Source organism: Ruegeria sp. BHSB196 (assembly GCF_059613135.1).
The window spans coordinates 1-21043 of record NZ_JBXWRY010000044.1 but is presented as its reverse complement, the minus strand read 5'-3'; the positions used below and the strand labels follow the sequence as shown (position 1 = coordinate 21043).

General features: G+C 64.0%; 16 protein-coding genes. 11 read left to right on the top strand and 5 right to left on the bottom strand.

Annotated elements, in window-relative coordinates; translation table 11 throughout:
• Positions 1-2: 2 nt before the first annotated feature.
• Genes AC2FNJ_RS17000 through AC2FNJ_RS16990 form a run of 3 tightly spaced genes read left to right on the top strand, consistent with a single transcriptional unit; the run spans position 3 to position 7051 of the window.
• A complete protein-coding gene (locus AC2FNJ_RS17000; protein ID WP_496765862.1) occupies positions 3-1832 on the top strand; it encodes a trypsin-like serine peptidase in 1830 nt (609 codons plus the stop codon).
• The gene (locus AC2FNJ_RS16995; RefSeq protein ID WP_496765861.1) at positions 1822-5052 is read left to right on the top strand and encodes an AAA family ATPase; all 3231 of its coding nucleotides are present in this window, start codon (positions 1822-1824) and stop codon (positions 5050-5052) included. The genes AC2FNJ_RS17000 and AC2FNJ_RS16995 overlap by 11 nt, the downstream gene beginning before the upstream one ends.
• A 25-nt stretch (positions 5053-5077) precedes the next feature.
• On the top strand, positions 5078-7051 hold the full coding sequence (locus AC2FNJ_RS16990) for a DNA/RNA non-specific endonuclease (protein ID WP_496765860.1): 1974 nt from the start codon (positions 5078-5080) through the stop codon (positions 7049-7051).
• 28 nt (positions 7052-7079) lie between these two features.
• Here AC2FNJ_RS16990 and AC2FNJ_RS16985 read toward each other — a convergent pair whose 3' ends face one another.
• Genes AC2FNJ_RS16985 through dctP form a run of 3 tightly spaced genes read right to left on the bottom strand, consistent with a single transcriptional unit; the run spans position 7080 to position 10193 of the window.
• On the bottom strand, positions 7080-8483 hold the full coding sequence (locus AC2FNJ_RS16985; protein WP_496765859.1) for a TRAP transporter large permease: 1404 nt from the start codon (positions 8481-8483) through the stop codon (positions 7080-7082).
• Between the two features lie 3 nt (positions 8484-8486).
• On the bottom strand, positions 8487-9116 hold the full coding sequence (locus AC2FNJ_RS16980) for a TRAP transporter small permease subunit (protein WP_496765857.1): 630 nt from the start codon (positions 9114-9116) through the stop codon (positions 8487-8489).
• A gap of 60 nt (positions 9117-9176) precedes the next feature.
• On the bottom strand, positions 9177-10193 hold the full coding sequence (gene dctP, locus AC2FNJ_RS16975) for a TRAP transporter substrate-binding protein DctP (protein WP_496765856.1): 1017 nt from the start codon (positions 10191-10193) through the stop codon (positions 9177-9179).
• Between the two features lie 466 nt (positions 10194-10659).
• Here dctP and acs point away from each other — a divergent pair, with 466 nt between their 5' ends.
• The 8 genes from acs to AC2FNJ_RS16935 all read left to right on the top strand — a co-directional run bounded on the left by acs (position 10660) and on the right by AC2FNJ_RS16935 (position 20120).
• Positions 10660-12624 (top strand): acetate--CoA ligase, encoded by a 1965-nt coding sequence (gene acs / locus AC2FNJ_RS16970; protein ID WP_496765855.1) that lies wholly within the window; start codon positions 10660-10662, stop codon positions 12622-12624.
• Positions 12625-12634: 10 nt separating this feature from the next.
• The gene (locus tag AC2FNJ_RS16965; RefSeq protein WP_496765853.1) at positions 12635-13318 is read left to right on the top strand and encodes an adenylate kinase; all 684 of its coding nucleotides are present in this window, start codon (positions 12635-12637) and stop codon (positions 13316-13318) included.
• 173 nt (positions 13319-13491) lie between these two features.
• On the top strand, positions 13492-13773 hold the full coding sequence (locus AC2FNJ_RS16960) for a DUF4212 domain-containing protein (protein WP_496765851.1): 282 nt from the start codon (positions 13492-13494) through the stop codon (positions 13771-13773).
• Between the two features lie 5 nt (positions 13774-13778).
• Positions 13779-15563: a sodium:solute symporter family protein gene (locus tag AC2FNJ_RS16955; protein ID WP_496765849.1), complete on the top strand. Its 1785-nt coding sequence runs from the start codon at positions 13779-13781 to the stop codon at positions 15561-15563.
• Between the two features lie 115 nt (positions 15564-15678).
• Positions 15679-17502 carry a DUF294 nucleotidyltransferase-like domain-containing protein gene (locus AC2FNJ_RS16950; RefSeq protein ID WP_496765848.1) on the top strand — a complete coding sequence of 608 codons (1824 nt, stop codon included), beginning with the start codon at positions 15679-15681 and terminating at the stop codon, positions 17500-17502.
• Between the two features lie 85 nt (positions 17503-17587).
• Positions 17588-18106: a hypothetical protein gene (locus AC2FNJ_RS16945; RefSeq protein WP_496765847.1), complete on the top strand. Its 519-nt coding sequence runs from the start codon at positions 17588-17590 to the stop codon at positions 18104-18106.
• Between the two features lie 2 nt (positions 18107-18108).
• Positions 18109-19521, top strand: a complete 1413-nt coding sequence (locus AC2FNJ_RS16940) for a 3'-5' exonuclease (protein ID WP_496765845.1) — start codon at positions 18109-18111, stop codon at positions 19519-19521.
• 98 nt (positions 19522-19619) lie between these two features.
• Positions 19620-20120 carry a flavin reductase family protein gene (locus AC2FNJ_RS16935; protein WP_496765844.1) on the top strand — a complete coding sequence of 167 codons (501 nt, stop codon included), beginning with the start codon at positions 19620-19622 and terminating at the stop codon, positions 20118-20120.
• A 112-nt stretch (positions 20121-20232) separates the two neighbouring features.
• Here the strand turns inward: AC2FNJ_RS16935 and AC2FNJ_RS16930 are convergent, their stop codons facing one another.
• On the bottom strand, positions 20233-20712 hold the full coding sequence (locus AC2FNJ_RS16930; RefSeq protein WP_496765843.1) for a DUF6505 family protein: 480 nt from the start codon (positions 20710-20712) through the stop codon (positions 20233-20235).
• A 5-nt stretch (positions 20713-20717) separates the two neighbouring features.
• Positions 20718-21043: DUF4444 domain-containing protein (locus tag AC2FNJ_RS16925; RefSeq protein ID WP_496765842.1), on the bottom strand; the 326-nt coding region annotated here is incomplete at its 5' end.

Sequence of the window (21043 nt, the reverse complement as noted above, 5' to 3'; positions counted from 1 at the left end):
GAATGACCGAAACCCTCACCACCGAACATCTCAAACCGCTGCTGGAGGCACATTCCGACGCGGTGCAGGAAACGGTGGAAGAGGTATTCGCGACGGCCGGGCTGGGCGGCGACATCGACACGTTCCGGGCCGTCTGGCAGAACATGGCCGGCACCGCGCTCGCCGGTCTGATGGTGGGCCGGCTTGAGGACAAGAAACTGATGGGGCGGTTCATCGCGGCGCTGCGGCGGCGCGGGATCGAGCCGCTGCCACCGGCGGACACCGTGACGGATGCCGTCGAGCATGTTCCGATCAACGGTGCGGACCCAGGTGACGTGGATCACGATGACCTGGATATCGACCGGATCGGGGAATTCGCGACCAGCGCCAAGGCGTTTCGCTGCCGGGTGCTGCGGCATGACACCGTGGTGGGCAGCGGCGCGCTGATCTCGCCGCGCCTCATCCTGACCTCGGCCCATGTGGTCGATGCCTTCGTTCCGGACGCGGCAACCGAAGTGGACCCGACCGGGATCGAACATGTCAGCGTCCTGCTTTCTGACGGGAGCCGTCACATGGCGCGCGCAGTATGGGTCGCGCCCTGCTTTGACGGTGAAAAGAACGGGCTGCTCCCCGAAAACGGTGACGCGGCAAAGCTTTGCGATGCGATCCTGCTGCGCATTCAGACACCGTTGGGCCGGACGCTGGGCCATCTCGAGTTGCCGGAGGCGCCGCCGGACTGGACCGGGACGCAGGCGTTCGTGCTGATTCATTTTCCGGATGGCCAGGAAAAGGGAATCGCGGTGGGCCGGCTGCGGCGCACGCAGCTGGATGAACCGCGTCACCTGCACAGCATCAAGACGTTGGGCGGATCTTCCGGCGGCGCCGGGTTCGACCGGTCGTTCGCATTTCTCGGACTGCATCAGGGCCGCTGGCACAATGTCCGGCGACTGGTGCCGTTCCAGCATTTCGCGGCAAACGACGCGTTCTGCGCGCAATTGGAACAGGATCGGCCGCCACGAAAACTGTGGTCGCTCAGCGACGATCTGGACGGGCATTTCGTCATCGGGCGCAACGACTTCTTCGATGCGGTGACGGCCATGCTGGATGCGCCGGACAAGAACCTGCGCGGGATCTGGGTCAAGCGCACGAAGATCGCCGAGCGCAAGGGGCTGAATTTCAGCTACGATCTGCTGAAGAAGTTTCTGGACCTGCACGGGGGGGCGCATCGGATCGTGCGCATGGAAACCGGCTACGAAAAACGCGACCTCGCGGACACGCTCAGTCGCCGCGCTCTGCAGGTCGCGGCACCGGTAAGCGCGCTGCCCGGAGTCGCGGCCGATGAAACCACCGGACCGGCACATGAGGACGACCGGATCCGGACGGTCGTCGATCAATTGCGCGCGGGCGCGCGGACCAAGGGCGAAACCGTCTGGCTTTTCATCGAAAATCCCGAGACCGGTCTGATCGACCAGACACGGTTTCAGCTGGAGCACCTGATCGAGGAGGTGATGGATGCCCCGGAACTGCGGCTTGTCCTGAGCGGCTTTGAAACCTACGACTTTCGCGCCCGCACGGTTTCGAAACTCGACGAGGTGGCCGCCGATCCGCGACCGACCGTCTTTGTGGACTACATCCGGCCCTTCCTGCGGCGGGACGTGGTCGATTGCGTCAACTTGATGGTCAGGGCGCTGGCGCTGGATTGGCCGGGGCCGGTCCGCGAACACATGGTGACCCGCGCCCTGAAGAACATACCGACGGAAATGAACCGATTTGCCACGGAAAACCTGCCGCTGGTGGCCGAGCGGCTGAGGGCCGAGGCGCGCCGCGATCTGGGAGAAGTCGATGCAGGCTGATCCCAAGACGACAGAGCTGCTGGAGAAACTGCGCTGGGTCGCCGCGGTTTCCGGCGCTTTCAATCCGGTTTCGACGTTGATGGAAATCGGCGGCAAGGACGTGGCTTCGGACCCGACCCGCCTGCTCGACATCGTGAGCCTGCTGCGCCCGGATTGCACCGTCGAACGGGACGACTCGCAAGACCTCTGGACGATGCGCAACAGCGCCCGGCGTGTGGTTCTTGCCGCGCCGTCGCCGTTTCCGAAAGGTGAAACCCATTCGGCGGGTCCGACCGAAGTCGAACAGGCGCTGGCCGGCACCGTGCCCTATGACCCAAAGACGATCGCCGCGCTGATCGCGGATGCGACGGAACCTGGGCCGATGCTGGACCTGATCAAGGTTCTGGACCGGGCCGGACCCAAGGCCCCGGGCTTCGGTCAGGTTGCGGCCCTGCGCAGCGCGGTCAACAAGCTGTTGCAGGACAAGGCCAACGACGAGGCGCTGGCCAAGGGCTTCTACGGGCGCGACGGGGAGTTGGACAGGATCAACGGCTGGATCGGCGCGCCCGACCGCTGGACCGAGTCGGCAAAACCGCCCCGGCTGCGCACCTTGCACATTTCCGGCCTGCCGGGGATCGGCAAGTCATTCCTGCTGGAGCGGATCATCCAGATCGCGCGCGAACGGGGCATGGTGATCATCCGGCTGGACTTCGACCGCTCGTCGTTGACCGTGCAGGACGATCACGCACTGTTCGACGAGATTTCACGCCAGATCGGCAACGGCCTGCCGCACACCGCGCAGCTTTTGCGCGAGGCACGGTTGCTGCGGGCCGAAACGCTGGCCGATACGGAAACACTGACACGGCGCGGACAGTCCCGTGAAATCCTCGGGGCGATCCGCACGGCGCTGTCCGGCTTTGACGGACGCCTGCTGATCCTGCTCGACACGCTCGAAGTGCTGCGCCAGCGCGCCGATGCGCAGGTCCAGCGCCTGTTCGAGCACCTCGACCGGTTGGCGGAATTCGCCGGCTGCCCGGTCTGCGTGATCTCGGCCGGCCGCAGGGACTCGATCGTTCCCGCAAAATCCCGCGTCGATGACGACAGCATCGACCTGACCGGGCTGGAAGATCCGTTGGCCGAAACCATGCTGGCCGAGCGCGGTGTCGATGGTGAGGATCGGCCGTCGATCCTGAGGATCGCCCAGGGCATACCGCTGCGCCTGGTGCTGGCCAGCAAATCGCTGGAACTGGGCGCGCGACCGGATCAGCACGTTCCCCAAGACGCGCGCGGCGCGGAAGTCGAAGGATACCTCTACCGTGCGATTCTCAGCCGGGTACCGCGGCATCTCCGCGAGATCGCCTTGAAAGGGCTCGTTCTCCAGCGCGTCAACGCAGACGCCCTGTGCGAGGTCGTCGCTCCGATCCTGGGTCTTGAACTGAATGCCGACCAGGCATCCGACATCCTCGAGGAATTGAGCCGTCATCACTGGCTGATCCGCCGCGAAGGGTCATGGTGCCTGCATCGCAGTGACATTCGCGGCGCCGTCCTGAACCTGATCTATGCAGATCACTTCGACGTGGCGCACCGGATCGACGTGGACGCCGCGGAATGGTTTCAGGGTGTCGATGCGTTGGCGGCGCTCTATCACCGACTCCAGATGTGCCGCGACCCGCAGGTGCCGCTTCCTGCGATCGACCGGGATCTGGCCGAACGCTTCACCGATCAGATGCTCGACGAACTGCCGGCTCGCGCAAGCGATGCCGTGCGGCAGGCAAAGCGCGACCGGTCGGATTTCGGCCGCCGCGAAGAAACCTCGCCGCAGGATGGCATCGAACTGGAAGAATTCGCCGCGCTGACGGAACGAGAATTCAGCGGCGGTTTCCTGGACGACTTGCCGCCGGCGGAAGAACAGGACCAGCATGCGCAGCCGCAGCTGAGTTTCTATCGGGATCAGATGCGCGCCGTCTTTGTCCATCCGAAGGACGCCGACTTGACCTATCCGGTCGAAGAGCGCGCCGTGCACGATGTCGAAATCATGCTGGAAAAGGGAGAACTGCGGGAAATCCCGGGCATCATGCAGAGCGGCTTTCCCGAGCGCTACGAACTCGCCAGCGATGCCGGGCTGATCACAATGGCGCAGGCCTGGCGAACCGGTCAGTGGACGCTGGCGCGCCAGATCTTTCAGGCCCTCCCGAGAGCGTTCTACGAGAACGCCCTGAACCAGACCAACCCGCCCCTGACCCGGTTGCTGATGGAGGTCTGGGCTGAGTTCCGGTTCGACGATTGCCGCAGATGGCTGGATGGGGGCGAAAGGCATCACATCATCGAAAAATGCGCCGACATTCAGCAATCGGCGATGCTGACCGGGTGTGCCCTGGACTTCCTCCTGCTGGCCGCACAGGACAGCGATGCGTTCCCATGGGCGGTTGAGGAAACCGAGGCGCTGCTGTTTCCCTATCTGACGAGTGGCAACGAGGAGCTGGCCTGGCGCAACCGGGACCGGGCCGAACGCCTGCGTGCCAATCTCGGCCTGCAATCGACCCTGGCCACGGACTCCGCCGGCATCGTGCCTGAAATCCATGGGCGCGCGATCGCCCCGCTCAACCCCTATGCGACCGTGCTGGTCGAATATGCGCGGTTCGACCAGATGGCCGACCGGGATGGCGGACGTTTGCACGGCGAGTTGGAGCAATTGCGCACCCTGTTCGGCCCGATCGGCGATTTGATGGCGTCGGATCTGCTTGGGCTCGACAACATATCGTCCGTTTTGTCTTCGTTCTCGACGGATGCGGCCGAGGCGCTGGCCAATGCGGGTCTCGCCGCCGAAACGCTGGGGGGCTACGCCTTCGTCCGGCCGGACCGGGATCTGCCGGCCCTGGCTGCGGCGGCCGAGCGGTGGCGGCGCACGGTGAACGGGCTGTGGTCCTACGGCGCGGTCGCGCCCGAGAACTGGGTGTCGCAAGTCCCCGTCGATCATCAGGCAATGGCCGTGGCTGAACAACTCGGCTCGCCGGAGCGCGCGAAGGATCTGTTGTGGCTCCTGGCCCCGCGCGAACGATATGGCGCTCAGGCCAAGCGACGGCTCTATCGGCCTTATCACGACGCATTGGCGACAAGATTCGAAGGCCCGATCCCGATCCTTCAGTCGCTGCAACAGGCCGGCCTGCCTCTGGTTCAAAGCGTGGCACTTGCGGTTCTCGCGGCGCATGACGTGCCGGCGGAAGACATTTTTGCCGACTGACATTCTTTGCAAAAGGAGACTTGAAATGACCAATCGCGCCGAACAGGAAAGCTTCGACCGGCTGGAAACGCTGCGGGGGCGTTGGGATTTCGACAAGATCAAACAGGCGATCGAAGATGGCTCACCGGTGCTCCAGGAACTGGGCCTGATCGAGGACGACATTGCCCGCCAGATGATCGACAGCACACCGACACAGCTGGAATCCGCCGGGCATTCGCCGGTCATGCTCGAAGCCATCGTGCGGGCAGTCGGGCGGCCGCCGCTGTTGGTCCGCAACGGCAAGGTCGAGGGCAAGACGCAATTGGGCGCCGATTTTGCCGCCGGGACGGATGTCAAGATCACCAATGTCGAACCGATGATACCCTCGGTTGGCCGGATCGAATTCCGCAACCACGACATGACCTGGGGCGGCACCGGCTGGGTCATCGAAGAAGAGGATGACGGCAGCCTGCTGATCGCCACCAACCGGCACGTGGCCAAGATCGTGGCGCGGCGGACCTTTCTGGGCGACGGTGTGTTCAAGTTCGGGCCTGGCAACATCCTTTATGGCGCGGCGATCGATTTTCTGGAAGAGGTCGGCGCGGGCGGGGACGAGTCAAGGACGGCGACGATCCGGAAATTCACCTATGTCGCCGACGACATTTCGGCCGACGTGGCGCTGGCGCGGATCGACAGGCCGGACCCCGCCAGCGGGCTGGACCTGGTTCCGCTGCCGCGGGCAGATGATGACGCCGAAGATGGCGAGATGATCGCCGTCATCGGTTATCCGGCGTCCGACTCGCGCAACGACGCCGCACAGATGGAGCGGTATTTCAAAGGCCTCTACGATGTGAAGCGTTTCGCGCCCGGCTTTGCCAGCATGGCCGACAGCAGTTCGCGCCTGGGACACGATGCGACCACTTTGGGCGGCAATTCCGGCAGCCCGGTCATCAGCCTGGACAGCGGCAAGCTGGTGGGCCTGCATTTCGCCGGACGATTCGGGATCGGCAACAGCGCCGTGCGTGTCAGCACCCTGACCAAGCTGCTGGATCAGGGCGTCGCCGGCGACGTGCACGCCTCGATCGGCCTGCCCGCCGAGGCGGCGTCGGGTCATGACGCGGACTATTTCGCGGGGCGGACAGGGTATGATCCGGATTTCCTTCAGGTGGTGCCGGTGCCATTGCCCACGCTCAACCCGCAACTGCCGCTGGCCGCGCCAAGCGATGCCACCCCCGATCGACCGCATGAGCTGCGCTATCAGCATTTCGGCGTGCTCTACAGCGCGGCCCTGAAGAGCCCGGTCCTGACCGCGCTCAACATCGACGGCGAGCGCACACAGCGGATAAAGCGCAAGTCGAGCACCTGGCGCAAGGATCTGCGCATTCCGGCCAACCAGCAACTGGATGCCGAAGCCTATGGTCACGCCGATATCGACCGCGGCCATCTGGTGCGGCGGGCAGCGACCAACTGGGGCGACACGCGCGAGATCGCCGAACGGTCCAACAAGGACACCTATCACTATACCGTGGCCAGCCCGCAGCATCGGCTGCTGAACCGGAATTCGGAAACCTGGCTTGGGCTCGAGGACTACATCCTGGACAACACGCGCACCTACGGGTTCAAGGCCAACGTATTTACCGGCCCGGTCATCTCGGGCACCGAACCCCTGCTCGGAAACACCGGCGCGCCGGTGCCGCTGGAATTCTTCAAGGTGGTCACGATGCTGGCCGAGGCGCCGGAGGAAGGCGGGATCCTGCGCCTGCACGCCACGGCCTACGTCCTGTCGCAGGGACAGCTGATTCACCGGATGCTGTCGGAACGCGGACGTGTCGAGGCGGTTGAAGGCTTCGAGTTCGGCGAGTTCAAGACCTTTCAGATCCGCATAAAGGATCTCGAAAAGGCAACGGGTCACGATTTCGGCTTGCTGCGCGACTTCGATCCCCTGGGCAAGGTCGAGGAAACCGAAGCCGGCGAAAGCGTCGCCATCACGATTTGGGACTTCGAGAACATGCGCCTGTGAGCGGACAGGGGCACTGGCCGCCCCTGCCCTAGCCGGCCAGCGATGGAAGATAGAGGACGATCCCGGGAAACGCGACCAGGAGCGCGATGGTCACGCCGTCGGCCACGAAGAACGGCGCGACACCGCGGAACACGTCCTGCACGCTCAGATCCGGGCGCACCCCCGCCACGACGAAACAGTTCAGGCCGATGGGCGGCGTGATCAGGCAGAACTCGGCCATCTTCACGACGAGGATGCCGAACCAGATCGCGCACATCGTTCCGGACATGCCGAACGTGCTGTCCGCGGCGCTCACCGCCTCGCCGCCGTTCAGCGCCATGACCGCCGGATAGACCACAGGCAGAGTCAGCAACAGCATACCGATGGCGTCCATGAACATGCCGAGCACCGCATAGGCCAGCAGGATGCAGATCAGGATCAGCATCGGCGGCATGGTGAGCCCGGTGATCCAGTCCGAAAACGCCCCCGGCAGGTCCGCGAACCCGAGGAACCGCACATAGATCAGCACGCCCCAGATGATCGCAAAGATCATGGCGGTCAGCTTGGCGGTTTCCAGAAGCGCCGATTTCAGCTCGGCCCAGCGCATTCCGTGCCAGATGGCAAAGCAGAAAACGATGAAGGCCCCGATGGCGCCGCCCTCGGTCGGAGTGCCCCAAGCCTGGTCGCCAAAGGGGTTGTAGACGAAACAGATGATGATGACGATGACCAGCACGATGGGCATTGCCGCCGGAAGCGCTGCAAAGCGTTCGCGCCAGGTGAACCCGCCTACGGGCGGCCCGACCGACTTGAACGCCATGGCGATGCCCACGATCAGCATCCCGTAGATGAAGGCCGAGAAGGCACCGGGGATGAACCCGGCAAGCAGCAGTTTGCCCACATCCTGTTCCACGATGATCGCGTAGATCACCAGGATGGCCGACGGCGGGATCAGCGAAGCCAGCGTGCCGCCCGCCGCCACGACGCCCGCCGCGAATTGCTTGTTGTAGCCGATCTTCAGCATTTCGGGAATCGCGATGCGGGCAAAGACCGCAGACGTGGCCACCGACGCGCCGGACACGGCGGCGAAGCCGGCCGTGGCAAAGACGGTCGAAACCGCCAGTCCGCCCGGCACCCAGGCGATCCAGCGTTTCGCCGCCTCGAACAGGGCGCGGGTCAGACCCGCGTAATAGGCGAGATACCCGATCAGGATGAACGTCGGTATCAGGCTGAGCGTGTGTGACGCCACTTTTGAATGCGGCACCTGCCCTGCGGTCTTGACCGCCACGGTCAGCGCCTTGCCGAACCGGTCGGGGTCGTAGCCGAACTTGGCCCAGAAGATCCAGACGAGACCGACCAGGCCAGCCATCCCCGCGGCGAACGCGACGCGCATGCCGGCCAGCACCATGACCAGAAGGCCGCCCGTGACCCAAAGGCCGATGTCGATGGTGTCCATGCGCTACTCCCGCCCTTCGAACTGCTCGGCCTCGGCGGCCGCCTGGGCCGCCGCATCCTGAATGAGCGGAACCGCCGTCGGTGTTTCGAGGCCGAGAAAAAACGCGCGCCCATACCCCCAGATCTGCAACAAAAGGCGCAGGCTCAGGACCGAGAAGGCCACCGGCGCCAACAGCTTGGCAGGCCAGATCGGGATGCCGATGTCGATGGAGCTGTCGCGGCTCCAGAGCGGCGCGGAAAAATCGAAGGAGCGGTCGAAATGCGCCCAAGAACCCCAGACCAGCGCCATCATCAAAACCAGGATCAGCACCACGGAAACGAGCTCGAACAGCCACAGCGCACGACCGTGCAGCCGTGCGATCAGGATATCCATGCGGATGTGTCCGCCATTGCGCTGCACGAAGGAGATGCCCAGAAACGCGATCAGCGGCATCGCCTGCTCGATCCAGTCCACATAGCCGGGCAGAGGCGCGTTGAACGCATTGCGGCCGCCGACCGAGATCACCGCCAGAACCATCAGTCCAAAGACGGCGAGCCCGCTCAGCAGCGCCAGGAAACGTTCAAGCCGCAGCAACGACCGATCGAGCCGGCTCAGGAGGCTGCCATCCTCCAGCACCGTGGCATGTCCTGCCATCGCGGAAATCTCCGGTTTGAGGAAAGGAAACGACCGGGTGTATGCACCCGGTCTGTCGGATCAGTTGCCGCCGCGCTGCTGCTTGAGCGTTGCCTGAACCAGATCATACAGATCCTGGGCCGGCAGGCCCTGCGCGGACATGTCCGCGATCCACTGCTCCCGGATCGGATCGGCGGCCTTGGCGCGGAATTCCTCCAGCACCGCCTCGTCGATCATCACCTTCTGGACGCCCTTTTCTTCCAGAACGCCGTCCCATTGCTTGAGCAGCTCGCCATAGTTGGCCAGATAGTGGTCGATGGCCTCGTCGATCGAGCTGTCCAGCGCCTCGCGATGCTCGGGGCTAAGCGCCTCGTAGGCTTCGATATTGACCACCACCGGACAGTTGACCGTGCCGGGGTTCAGGTTGGCGGTCCACCAATCGGCCTGGTTGATGGTGCCGAAGGACAGGTGCGCGTGCTGGGCAAAGGCCACGGTATCCACCACGCCCGATTCCATCGCATTGTAGGCTTCGGTGGCCGGAACCGAGGTCGGTACGCCGCCGACCGCCTCGAACGCCTGGCCCAGACCGCCGGTCGCCCGGACGCGCATCCCGTCGAATTCGGCCAGTTCGTCGCGCGGCTCGCCGGTGCCGACCAGATTGTATTGCGGCATCGGAGAAGTCATGATGATGCGCGCATTCCATTGCGCCATTTCATCCATCACCGCCGGATGACCATAGACGGCATGGCTGACCGCCACTTCCTCTTCCAGCGTGTTCACCCCGAGAAACGGCAGTTCCAGAACCGTGATCGCGCGGTTCTTGTCGCGGTGATAACCGGCACAGAACTGTGCCATCTCGAAGGCGCCGATCGAGATCCCGTCGAGGTTTTCCTTGGGTTTGGACAGGCCGCCATAGCTGACGTTCATCGTAAACTCGCCGCCGGTCTTTTCGCTGACCAACTCGGCCAGCTTTTCGATATGTTCCGTGAAGGCACGGCGTTTGCCCCAGACCGAGACGTTCCATTCGGTTGCCATCGCCTCGGCAGCAAAAGCAAAGCTCAGGGCGGCAACGGCCGCACCGCTCAACATCTTGTTCATAATGGTCTCTCCCTTGAGCGCGGTCCCTCTCACGGGCCGCTTGACGGTCAAGCTAGCGCCATCGCCGGTGGCTGCCAAGCCCCCTGAGCCACGGCGCAAACGGGGCGTTGCTGGACCTTCTTGCTGGCTGTGAGCGCAAACGGCAACAAAATGTCGCGCCTTCTTTCCGACATGGAGATGCCGCAAGGTTAACAATTCCTGTCATGCGCCGCCTGAATCTCTCCGACAACGTTGACTCTCTGTGGCTTGAATCTGAAAGGGTTTGACGGAAGGACGCGACAAGAACTTTACAAAGTTTTTCAGAACTCGAAAAAAGTTTACATGCAAACCCTTAATTTCCAGCTATTTATTTCCTTATTTTCAGATTTGGCTATGATCGGCTGCAGGGTTGGAACCGGATCGACAAAGCTCGCGCGGCGGGCGAAAACGGTCTCAAGAAATTCAAGTCAGAGGGAGGAACCTCAGTATGACCACTGCCGCTCATGCAGAAGCCAAAGTTTATCCGCCGTCCGCCGATGTCGTCGCCCGCGCCCACGTGAACGCGCAGAAATACGACGAAATGTACGCCGCCTCGATTGCCGACCCGGTCGCGTTCTGGGGCGAACAGGGCAAGCGCATCGATTGGATCAAGCCCTATTCTCAGGTCAAGGACGTCAACTACAAGTTCGGCGAGGTCAACATCAACTGGTATGCCGACGGCACGCTGAACGTCTCGGCCAACTGCCTGGACCGTCACCTGAAGACCCGCGGCGACCAGACCGCGATCATCTGGGAACCGGATGATCCGAATGACGAAGCCCAGCACATCACCTATGCCGAGTTGCATCGCCGCACCTGCCGGATGGCCAACATCCTCGAGTCGCTCGGCGTGCGCAAGGGCGACCGGGTCGTGATCTACCTGCCGATGATCCCCGAGGCCGCCTATGCCATGCTGGCCTGTGCCCGGATCGGCGCCATCCATTCCATCGTCTTTGCCGGCTTTTCGCCCGACGCCCTGGCCGCCCGGATCAACGGTTGCGACGCCAAGGTGGTCATCACCGCGGACGAAGCGCCGCGCGGCGGCCGCAAGACCCCGTTGAAGTCGAACGCCGACGCTGCCCTGCTGCACTGCAAGGACACGGTGAAATGCCTGGTGGTCAAGCGCACCGGCGGCCAGACCACCTGGATCGACGGGCGCGACTACGATTACAACGAAATGGCGCTCGAGGCCGATGACTATTGTGCACCGGCCGAGATGAATGCCGAAGACCCCCTGTTCATTCTCTACACTTCGGGTTCGACCGGACAGCCCAAGGGCGTCGTTCACACCAGCGGTGGCTATCTGGTCTATGCCTCGCTGACGCACGAGATCACCTTCGACTACCACGACGGCGACATCTACTGGTGCACCGCCGATGTAGGCTGGGTCACCGGCCACAGCTACATCGTCTATGGCCCGCTGGCCAATGGCGCGACCACGCTGATGTTCGAGGGTGTGCCGACCTATCCCGACGCCTCGCGCTTCTGGCAGGTCTGCGAAAAGCACAAGGTCAACCAGTTCTACACCGCCCCCACCGCGATCCGCGCGCTGATGGGTCAGGGCAGCGAGTTCGTCGAGAAGTGCGATCTCAGCGACCTGCGAATTCTCGGCACGGTGGGCGAACCGATCAACCCCGAGGCGTGGAACTGGTACAACGACGTGGTGGGCAAGGGTAAATGCCCCATCGTGGACACCTGGTGGCAGACCGAAACCGGCGGCCATCTGATGACGCCGCTGCCCGGCGCGCACGCGCTCAAGCCCGGTTCGGCCATGAAGCCGTTCTTCGGCATCCAGCCGGTTGTTCTGGACCCGCAGTCGGGCGTAGAGATCGAGGGCAATGGCGTCGAGGGCGTCCTGTGCATCAAGGACAGCTGGCCCGGCCAGATGCGTACCGTCTGGGGCGACCATGAACGGTTCGAGAAGACCTATTTCTCGGATTACAAGGGCTATTACTTCACTGGCGACGGGTGCCGCCGCGACGAGGATGGCGACTACTGGATCACCGGCCGCGTCGATGACGTGATCAACGTCTCGGGCCACCGCATGGGTACGGCCGAGGTGGAAAGCGCGCTGGTGGCGCATGCCGCCGTGGCCGAAGCCGCGGTGGTCGGCTATCCGCACGAGATCAAGGGTCAGGGCATCTATTGCTACGTTACCCTGATGAACGACCAGGAGCCGACCGAAGACCTGCGCAAGGAGTTGCGCACCTGGGTGCGTACCGAGATCGGCCCGATTGCCTCGCCGGACGTGATCCAGTGGGCGCCCGGGCTGCCCAAGACTCGCTCGGGCAAGATCATGCGCCGCATCCTGCGCAAGATCGCCGAGAACGATTTCGGCTCGCTGGGCGACACCTCGACCCTGGCCGATCCGTCGGTGGTCGATGACCTGATCGCAAACCGCGCCAACAAATGAGGGCCAAGCCATGGATGCCGATGTCATGACCACGCCCGCAGTTCTGATCCTCCTCGGCCCTCCGGGGGCCGGAAAGGGCACACAGGCCCGGATGCTGGAAGAGAAATTCGGGCTGGTGCAACTGAGCACCGGCGATCTGCTGCGCGCCGCCGTAGCCTCCGGAACCGAGGCGGGCAAGGCAGCCAAGGCCGTAATGGAGGCGGGCGAGCTGGTCAGCGACGGCATCGTCATCGCCATTCTGCGCGACCGCATGGCCGAGCCGGATTGCGCCCGTGGCGTCATCCTCGACGGGTTTCCGCGCACCACGGTTCAGGCCGAGGCGCTGGACGGCCTGCTGATGGAGACCGGTCAGAAGATCAACGCCGCCATCAGCCTCGAAGTCGAGGATGCGGAAATGGTCAAGCGCATCTCGGGCCGCTTCACCTGCGCCCATTGCGGCGAAGGCTATCACGACACGTTCAAGGCGCCTGCCGTGGACGGCAAGTGCGACAAGTGCGGCGGCACGGAGTTCAAGCGCCGCGCCGACGACAACGCCGAAACGGTGGCGTCGCGCCTTGCGGCCTATCACGAACAGACCGCGCCCCTGATCGCCTATTACGAGCGCCAAGGTGTGCTGAAGACAATCAACGCCATGGGTGAGATCGACGAAATCGCCCGGGGCCTCGCGACCATCGTCAAGGGGGCGATGGACTGAGCGGGAACGACCGGGGGCGGCCTTGGCCGACCCTCCCCCTTGAAGGTTTGACCGGAAACACCGCCTTGGCGGCCCGGTGATGGAATGTCTGTGCGCCCGAACACGGCGGCAGACAAATGGAGAAGATTTGCCCGTGGTATGGGCGATCTTGGAGGAAGCAAGGAGGAACCGCGATGGCGGATCAAACCACAAGCTCCGCACAGGTAGCCGAAGCCGACAAGAACTATTGGCAGGCCAATGTGCGGCTCATCATCATCAGCCTCATCATCTGGGCGCTGGTGTCTTTCGGGTTCGGCATTCTGCTGCGCCCGATGTTGTCAGGAATTGCCGTCGGCGGCACCGATCTGGGCTTCTGGTTTGCCCAGCAAGGCTCGATCCTGGTCTTTTTGGCCCTGATCTTCTTCTACGCCTGGCGGATGAACAAGCTCGACCGTGAATACGGTGTGGAGGAATAGGCGTCATGGATCAGTTTACCATCAACCTGCTGTTTGTGGGCGCGTCCTTTGCGCTTTACATCGGCATCGCGATCTGGGCCCGCGCCGGGTCCACATCCGAATTCTACGCCGCCGGGCGCGGCGTTCACCCCGTCACCAACGGGATGGCAACAGCGGCCGACTGGATGTCGGCGGCCTCGTTCATCTCGATGGCCGGGCTGATCGCCTTCACCGGCTATGACAACAGCTCGTTCCTGATGGGCTGGACCGGCGGCTACGTGCTGCTGGCGCTGCTGCTTGCGCCCTACCTGCGCAAGTTCGGCAAATATACCGTGTCCGAATTCATCGGCGATCGTTTCTACAGCCAGACGGCGCGCGTCGTCGCCGTGGTCTGCCTGATCGTCGCTTCGGTGACCTACGTGATCGGCCAGATGACCGGCGTGGGCGTGGCCTTCGGCCGCTTTCTCGAAGTGTCGAACACATCCGGTCTGCTGATCGGTGCCTGTGTGGTGTTTGCCTATGCGGTGTTCGGCGGGATGAAGGGCGTGACCTACACCCAGGTCGCTCAGTACTGCGTGCTGATCACCGCCTACACGATTCCGGCGATCTTCATCTCGCTGCAGCTGACCGGCACGCCGATTCCGGCGCTGGGTCTGTTCAGCGATACGGCCGGCGGCGAACCGCTGCTGACCAAGCTGGACGCGATCGTGACCGAGCTGGGCTTCGCCGAGTACACGGCGCACCATTCGAACACGCTAAACATGGTCCTGTTCACGCTGTCGCTGATGATCGGCACCGCCGGTCTGCCGCACGTGATCATGCGCTTCTTCACCGTTCCGAAAGTGTCGGATGCCCGCTGGTCCGCCGGCTGGACGCTGGTCTTCATCGCGCTGCTGTACCTGACCGCCCCCGCGGTTGGCGCCATGGCCCGACTGAACATCACCGACATGATGTGGCCGAATGGCGGCATCGAAGGTGGCGCCGTTTCCGTCGAAGCGATCGACACCGATCCGCGCTATGACTGGATGCAAACCTGGCAGAAAACCGGTCTGCTGGACTGGGAAGACAAGAACGGCGACGGCAAGATCCAGTACTACAACGATCAGAATGCCGAAATGCAGGCGCTTGCGGAAGAAAAAGGCTGGGTTGGCAATGAGCTGACCAAGTTCAACCGCGACATCCTGGTTCTGGCCAACCCCGAGATCGCCAACCTGCCGGGTTGGGTGATCGGTCTGGTCGCGGCCGGCGGTCTTGCAGCTGCTCTGTCGACCGCTGCGGGTCTGCTGCTGGCAATCTCGTCGGCCGTGTCCCACGACCTTGTCAAAGGCGCGATCAACCCGCAGATCTCGGAAAAGGGTGAACTGCTGGCGGCGCGGATCGCAATGGCCGCGGCCATCGTGGTCGCAACCTATCTGGGTCTCAACCCACCAGGCTTTGCGGCGCAGACGGTTGCCCTGGCATTCGGCCTGGCGGCGGCCTCGATCTTCCCGGCGCTGATGATGGGGATCTTCTCGACCCGCATCAACAATACCGGCGCCGTGGCCGGCATGCTGGCGGGCCTGATCGTGACCCTGGTCTATATCTTCCTGCACAAGGGCTGGCTGTTCATTCCGGGCACCAACTCCTTCTCCGATGCCGACCCGCTGCTGGGTCCGATCAAGTCGACCTCGTTCGGTGCGATCGGTGCTATGGTCAACTTTGCCGTGGCCTACGTGGTCTCGGGCATGACCAAGGAGACCCCGCAGGAGATCAAGGATCTGGTCGAGAGCGTGCGCATCCCGCGCGGTGCCGGCGCGGCTCAGGACCACTGAGGTGCCGGGCCTCCGAGGCGTTTCCCTCCCGGCGGAGGCCCGCACGTCCTGAACCCACGGTCCCGCCCGGCCAATGCCGGGCGGGTCCACTCAATTCAAGACCAAGGTTTGCCTGATGCCCCTGTCCCTTCGTCAGATCACCCGGTTCCTGAAATCGGTCCACCCCTATGACGCCTTGCCGGACACGGTGATCGAGGCGATTGCGCCGGAAATCGACGCATGGGAGGTCGAGCAGGACTTTGCCGTCTATGACCTGGGCGAAACGCTGCCGGGGCTGTTCATCATCTACGAAGGCCAGATCGAGATCAGGGACGTAAACGGCGTTGTCGTTTCGCATCTCGGTGTGCGCAATTCCTTCGGCGAACGTGGGCTCTTGCGCGCCGGCAAGGCCGTGACCAGTGCCCGCGCCGATAAACACTCCGTTCTGCTGTCGCTCCCGCCCGCCCTGTTTCACGCCCTGATCGCGGAACACGAGGTCGTCGCGCGGTTCTTCAACCGGGCCCGCCCGCCAAAACCACAGCAGGACAACCTGGCCACCAGCTCGGTGGAAACCCTGATGGCTCGGAGCCCCGCGACCTGCACACCGGAAACCAGCGTGCAGGAAGCCGCGCAAATGATGCGCGAGCGCGGCATATCCTCGATCTGCATTACCGAGGACGGCGCATTGCGCGGTATCGCGACCGTGCGCGACCTCGCCGGCAAGGTCGTGGCCGAGGCGCTGCCTGCCAACACTCCGATCGCGCAGGTCATGACGCCGGACCCGATGACACTGTCACCCGGCGCCATCGGCTCGGACGTGCTGCATGCGATGATGGAGCGCCGTATCGGCCACATCCCGATCACCGAGGGCGGCCGGCTGGTGGGCATTGTGACGCAAACCGACCTGACCCGGTATCAGGCCATCAGTTCGGCCGAACTGGTCAGCCGGCTTGCCGGTGCGGACGGCGCCGAGGAGATGGCGAAGGTCACGGCGGAAATTCCGCAGCTGTTGGTTCAACTGGTGGCGGGCGGGAACCGGCACGAAGTGGTGACGCGCCTGATCACGGACATCGCCGACACCGCCACTAGGCGGCTGCTGGCGCTGGCCGAGGAAAAACTGGGGCCGCCGCCCGTCCCCTATCTGTGGCTTGCCTGCGGTTCGCAAGGGCGGCAGGAACAGACCGGCGTCAGCGATCAGGACAACTGCCTGATGCTGAGCGACGACGCGACCGACGCGGACATGCCCTATTTTGCGGCCCTCGCGAAATTCGTCTCGGATGGTCTGGATACCTGTGGCTACTTCTACTGCCCCGGCGACATGATGGCGACCAACCCGCGATGGTGCCAGCCGGTGCGGGTGTGGCGCGACTATTTCGCCAGCTGGATCGCCAAGCCGAATCCCGAGGCGCAGATGCTGGCTTCAGTCATGTTCGATCTGCGCCCGATCGGCGGTGCGTTCGACCTGTTCTCGGACATGCAGGCGGACACCCTGCGCGCCGCCAGCGCCAATTCCATCTTCGTCGCGCATATGATCTCGAACTCGCTGAAGCACACCCCGCCCCTGGGCCTGCTGCGCAGCATCGCGACCATCCGCTCGGGTGAACATCGCAACACGCTGGATCTCAAGCACAACGGCGTCGTACCGGTCGTCGATCTGGCGCGCATCTACGCCCTGCAGGGCCAGCTGGCCGAGGCCAACACGCGTGCCCGGCTCAGGGCGGCCGAGGCCGCAGGCGTACTCAGCCCCTCCGGCGCACGGGATTTGCTGGATGCCTATGACCTGATCGCTGAGACCCGGCTGGAGCATCAGGCGGCACTGGTGCGAAAAGGAAAGAAACCGGACAACTACCTGGCCCCGACCGACCTGTCGGATTTTGAGCGAAGTCATCTTCGCGATGCCTTCGTCGTGGTAAAGACGATGCAATCGGCCGTCGGGCACGGCAAGGGATTGCTGGGATGAACCCGCGCAGCGCGTGGGTTTGCAAAGATGCGTTTCCCGGGCAGGGCACTGGGCCAAGAAACGTTCGGACATCGGGAGGAGCGCCATGTTTCTGGAACTGATCGGCACCATCTTCGCCGGATTCGCGGTTGCCGGCGTAGTCATGCTGGTCAACCGCCTGACCGGCGGACGGCTGCCACGATGGCTGGCTCCGGTGGCGGCCGGGTTGGCCATGATCGGAGTCACGATCTCTAGCGAATACACCTGGTACGATCGCACCCGCGGCACCCTGCCCGACGGATTTTCGGTGGTGCAGGAAGTCGAAAGCCGCGCCTTCTACCGGCCCTGGACCTATGCGGTCCCCTTCGTCAACAGGTTCGCCGCGATCGACGCCGCCTCCCTGCAAACGAATCCCGAGGTTCCCGACCAGCGGCTGATCGATCTCTATTTCTTCGGCCGCTGGGCGCCGGTGTCGAAACTGCCGGTCGTCGTGGATTGCAACGGGCAGCGCCGCGCCAGCCTGGCCGACGGGGTGGAGTTCGGCGATGACGGACAGGTGGTGAACGCCGATTGGGTTGTCTCGGATGCGGATGACCCGATCATCGCCGCGGTCTGCGAGGCTTGACCATGCTGACGGATCTGAGTCTCAGGCTTCGGGTCTTCCTGTTCTTCTGCCTGCTGGCGGCAGGCGGGGTGCTGATCACCGCCGGGGCGCTCTGGTTGGGCTTTGCGCGCGCGAATGCGCCGAACAGTCTGGACGCCTTCGTCTTCAGCGGCGTGATCTCGGCCTTGGGGCTGCTCGGCCTGACCGCGGGCATTTGGCTGCTGTTCGATGAAAACGTCGCCAAACCGATTGAACGGCTTTCCGCACAGATGCGGGCGCGCGCCCATGCGGGGGTCAATGCGGATCTCGACATGCATGCGGCACGCTACCTGGGCGATCTTGCGCCGGCCGCGGCCGGGCTGGCGGGGCAACTGTCGGACACGACGTTGACCACCGCCGAGGCGATCGCCGCCGAAACCGCACGGCTCGCCGCCGAAAAGGAACGCCTGACCGCATTGTTGACGGAAATCCCGGTGGCGATGGTCCTGGCCAGCGAACACCACCAGATCGTGCTCTACGATGGGCAGGCCGCGGGTGTGCTGGCGCAGATCGCCCCGCCCCGACTGAATGCATCGCTGTTCGACTACCTGGATCGTTCCGCCCTGGAAACCGCCTATGCCAAGTTGGCGAAGACCGGTCAGGACGTGTCCTGCACCCTGACCGGCGTGGACGGCGCACAAAGCTACGCCGCGCGCATGAAACCCCTGGGCGATGCGCCGGGATACATGCTGATCTTCGAAGGCAGCGAAGCCCGGATCGCGCCGGAGGCCGCGCGGCCGCTCGTCTACGATTTCGACCTGCTGGACTCGTCGCAGGAGCAGGCCTTCGAGACACGGCCCATTTCGGATCTCTGTTTTGTCGTGTTCGACACCGAAACGACCGGGCTTCTGCCGCACAAGGACGAAATCGTACAGATCGGGGCGGTGCGCGTCCTGCGCGGTCGAATCATCGAGGGCGAGCACCTCGATATGCTGGTCGATCCCGGCATTCCGATTCCGCCGGCCTCGACCAGGGTTCACCGCATCAGCGACGCGATGGTGCGCGGCGCGCCCGACATCGTCGAGGCGGGACGCCGGTTCCATCACTTTTGCCGTGAGGCGGTGATCGTCGCGCACAACGCCCCCTTCGACATGGCCTTTCTGCGCCGGCATGCAAAGCGCATGGAGCGGGACTGGGATCACCCGATTCTCGATACCGTCCTTCTGTCGGCGGTCCTGTTCGGGGCCAGCGAGACCCATACGCTCGACGCCGTCTGCGCGCGGCTCGACGTCGAGATCCCCGAGGCCCTGCGCCACACGGCATTGGGTGACGCTAGGGCAACGGCGGAGGTTCTGATCAGGATGCTGCCGATGCTCGATGCCCGGGGTCTGCGGACCTTCGGCGAGGTCATCGCCCAGACCCGCAGGCACGGGCGGTTGCTCGAGGATCTGAACTGACCGAACCAGGTTGGCCGGACAGCGTTTTCCGCGACGGTTTATGGACAATCCGCGCCGGGCGTGGCAGGTGGTGCGGACCGACCGAACGGACGCGCCCGATGACCGAGAAAAGCTTCATTCCCGGCCCCGAAACGACCCTCGCGTTCCGCGAGGCTCTGGGCTGTTTCGGCACGGGCGTGACGGTGGTGACAACCGCAACGCCGGCCGGGCCTGTCGCGATCACGGTCAATTCCTTCTCTTCGGTTTCGCTCGATCCGCCGCTGGTGCTCTGGTGCCTCGGCAAGGAGTCCAACCGGTTCGACGCCTTCAGCACCGCCGAACGCTACACGATACATGTGATGGCCGAGAACCAGCAGGACCAGGCGCTGCGGTTCGCCCGGAACGGGCTGGATTTCTCCCATGCGGACTGGAGCGCCGACGAACACGGCACCCCGCGCCTGTCCGACTGCCTCGCCCGGTTTCATTGCCGCCTCGATGCGCGACACGAAGCCGGGGATCACCTGATCCTCGTCGGTGAGGTGCAGCATGTCATGTATCGCACCGGCAAGGGCCTGATGTTCAAACGCGGGCAATACGGCGCCTTCAAGGACCTGTTCTGACCCTGCAGCGAAACGGTGTTTCGATCCCGCTTCTTTCTGGTCGAAAATACCCCGGGGTGAATTGCCCGCAGGGCAAGAGGGGCAGCGCCCCTCCGGCAGAACCTCACAGCCTCTACTCGTCCAGCGATCCGTGAACGGCAAAGGCCTCCAACTGGGCCTCCTGCGGCGTGATCACGCGATAGGCTTCGTGAACGCCCGCCTCGCCCAGGCTGCGCGCGACCGTCAGCAGCGTGTTGGGCGCATGTTCGTCACAAAGATCGGCCATCTGGGCGATCTCGTCCCGCGCGACGCCCAGCGCGGCATCGACCGAAGGCGCGCCGTAGAACCGCACGAAGTGATCCGCCAGCCGGTGCGCCAGCGGCTCGACCTCGCCCGCTTCGATCTGCGTCACCGCCACGAAGGTCACGCGCCCGAAGGTCTCCAGCCCGAGCCAGCCATTAGCAAAGGCTTGCCGCGCCTTGCCCTCCAGGTCGCCCTCGCTCCAATTCGAGAACTCGAACCCACCCGAAATGCACCATTCGCCGGTTCGCGCCGGCGAGTGAAAGACATTCAGATCGCTTTCGTCGAAGTGGATCGCGCGGGCCAGTTTCATGCCGGTTACTCCAGAACTTCCGTCAACGGATGCAGATGCGTGCCGGTCTCGTCGCGGATCAGCATACCGAAACGCTCGTCGGTGCCAAGGAACATGCCCGTCCGGCCGCCCTGCGTCACGGACTCGCCCACGCCAAGCAGCAGCCCCATCCACTCTGCATGCAGCGGACCGTTTCCGTCTTCCTGCCACCGGTTGAGCCAGGTCAGCATGTGCCGTGACCAGCTTTCGACCAGGTGCACCGGCGACACCTCGGCGCACCCTTCTTCATAGAGCGCGGTCTGATCCGGCACCTCGCCCGGGGCACCGGCGGTGTGCATCAGCGCGATCTCCC

Excerpts from the sequence above, each read along its gene's own strand:
- AC2FNJ_RS17000 (WP_496765862.1), top strand. The coding sequence starts at position 3 with ATGACCGAAACCCTCACCACCGAACATCTCAAACCGCTGCTGGAGGCA.
- AC2FNJ_RS16995 (WP_496765861.1), top strand. The coding sequence starts at position 1,822 with ATGCAGGCTGATCCCAAGACGACAGAGCTGCTGGAGAAACTGCGCTGG.
- AC2FNJ_RS16990 (WP_496765860.1), top strand. The coding sequence starts at position 5,078 with ATGACCAATCGCGCCGAACAGGAAAGCTTCGACCGGCTGGAAACGCTG.
- AC2FNJ_RS16985 (WP_496765859.1), bottom strand. The coding sequence starts at position 8,483 with ATGGACACCATCGACATCGGCCTTTGGGTCACGGGCGGCCTTCTGGTC.
- AC2FNJ_RS16980 (WP_496765857.1), bottom strand. The coding sequence starts at position 9,116 with ATGGCAGGACATGCCACGGTGCTGGAGGATGGCAGCCTCCTGAGCCGG.
- dctP (WP_496765856.1), bottom strand. The coding sequence starts at position 10,193 with ATGAACAAGATGTTGAGCGGTGCGGCCGTTGCCGCCCTGAGCTTTGCT.
- acs (WP_496765855.1), top strand. The coding sequence starts at position 10,660 with ATGACCACTGCCGCTCATGCAGAAGCCAAAGTTTATCCGCCGTCCGCC.
- AC2FNJ_RS16965 (WP_496765853.1), top strand. The coding sequence starts at position 12,635 with ATGGATGCCGATGTCATGACCACGCCCGCAGTTCTGATCCTCCTCGGC.
- AC2FNJ_RS16960 (WP_496765851.1), top strand. The coding sequence starts at position 13,492 with ATGGCGGATCAAACCACAAGCTCCGCACAGGTAGCCGAAGCCGACAAG.
- AC2FNJ_RS16955 (WP_496765849.1), top strand. The coding sequence starts at position 13,779 with ATGGATCAGTTTACCATCAACCTGCTGTTTGTGGGCGCGTCCTTTGCG.
- AC2FNJ_RS16950 (WP_496765848.1), top strand. The coding sequence starts at position 15,679 with ATGCCCCTGTCCCTTCGTCAGATCACCCGGTTCCTGAAATCGGTCCAC.
- AC2FNJ_RS16945 (WP_496765847.1), top strand. The coding sequence starts at position 17,588 with ATGTTTCTGGAACTGATCGGCACCATCTTCGCCGGATTCGCGGTTGCC.
- AC2FNJ_RS16940 (WP_496765845.1), top strand. The coding sequence starts at position 18,109 with ATGCTGACGGATCTGAGTCTCAGGCTTCGGGTCTTCCTGTTCTTCTGC.
- AC2FNJ_RS16935 (WP_496765844.1), top strand. The coding sequence starts at position 19,620 with ATGACCGAGAAAAGCTTCATTCCCGGCCCCGAAACGACCCTCGCGTTC.
- AC2FNJ_RS16930 (WP_496765843.1), bottom strand. The coding sequence starts at position 20,712 with ATGAAACTGGCCCGCGCGATCCACTTCGACGAAAGCGATCTGAATGTC.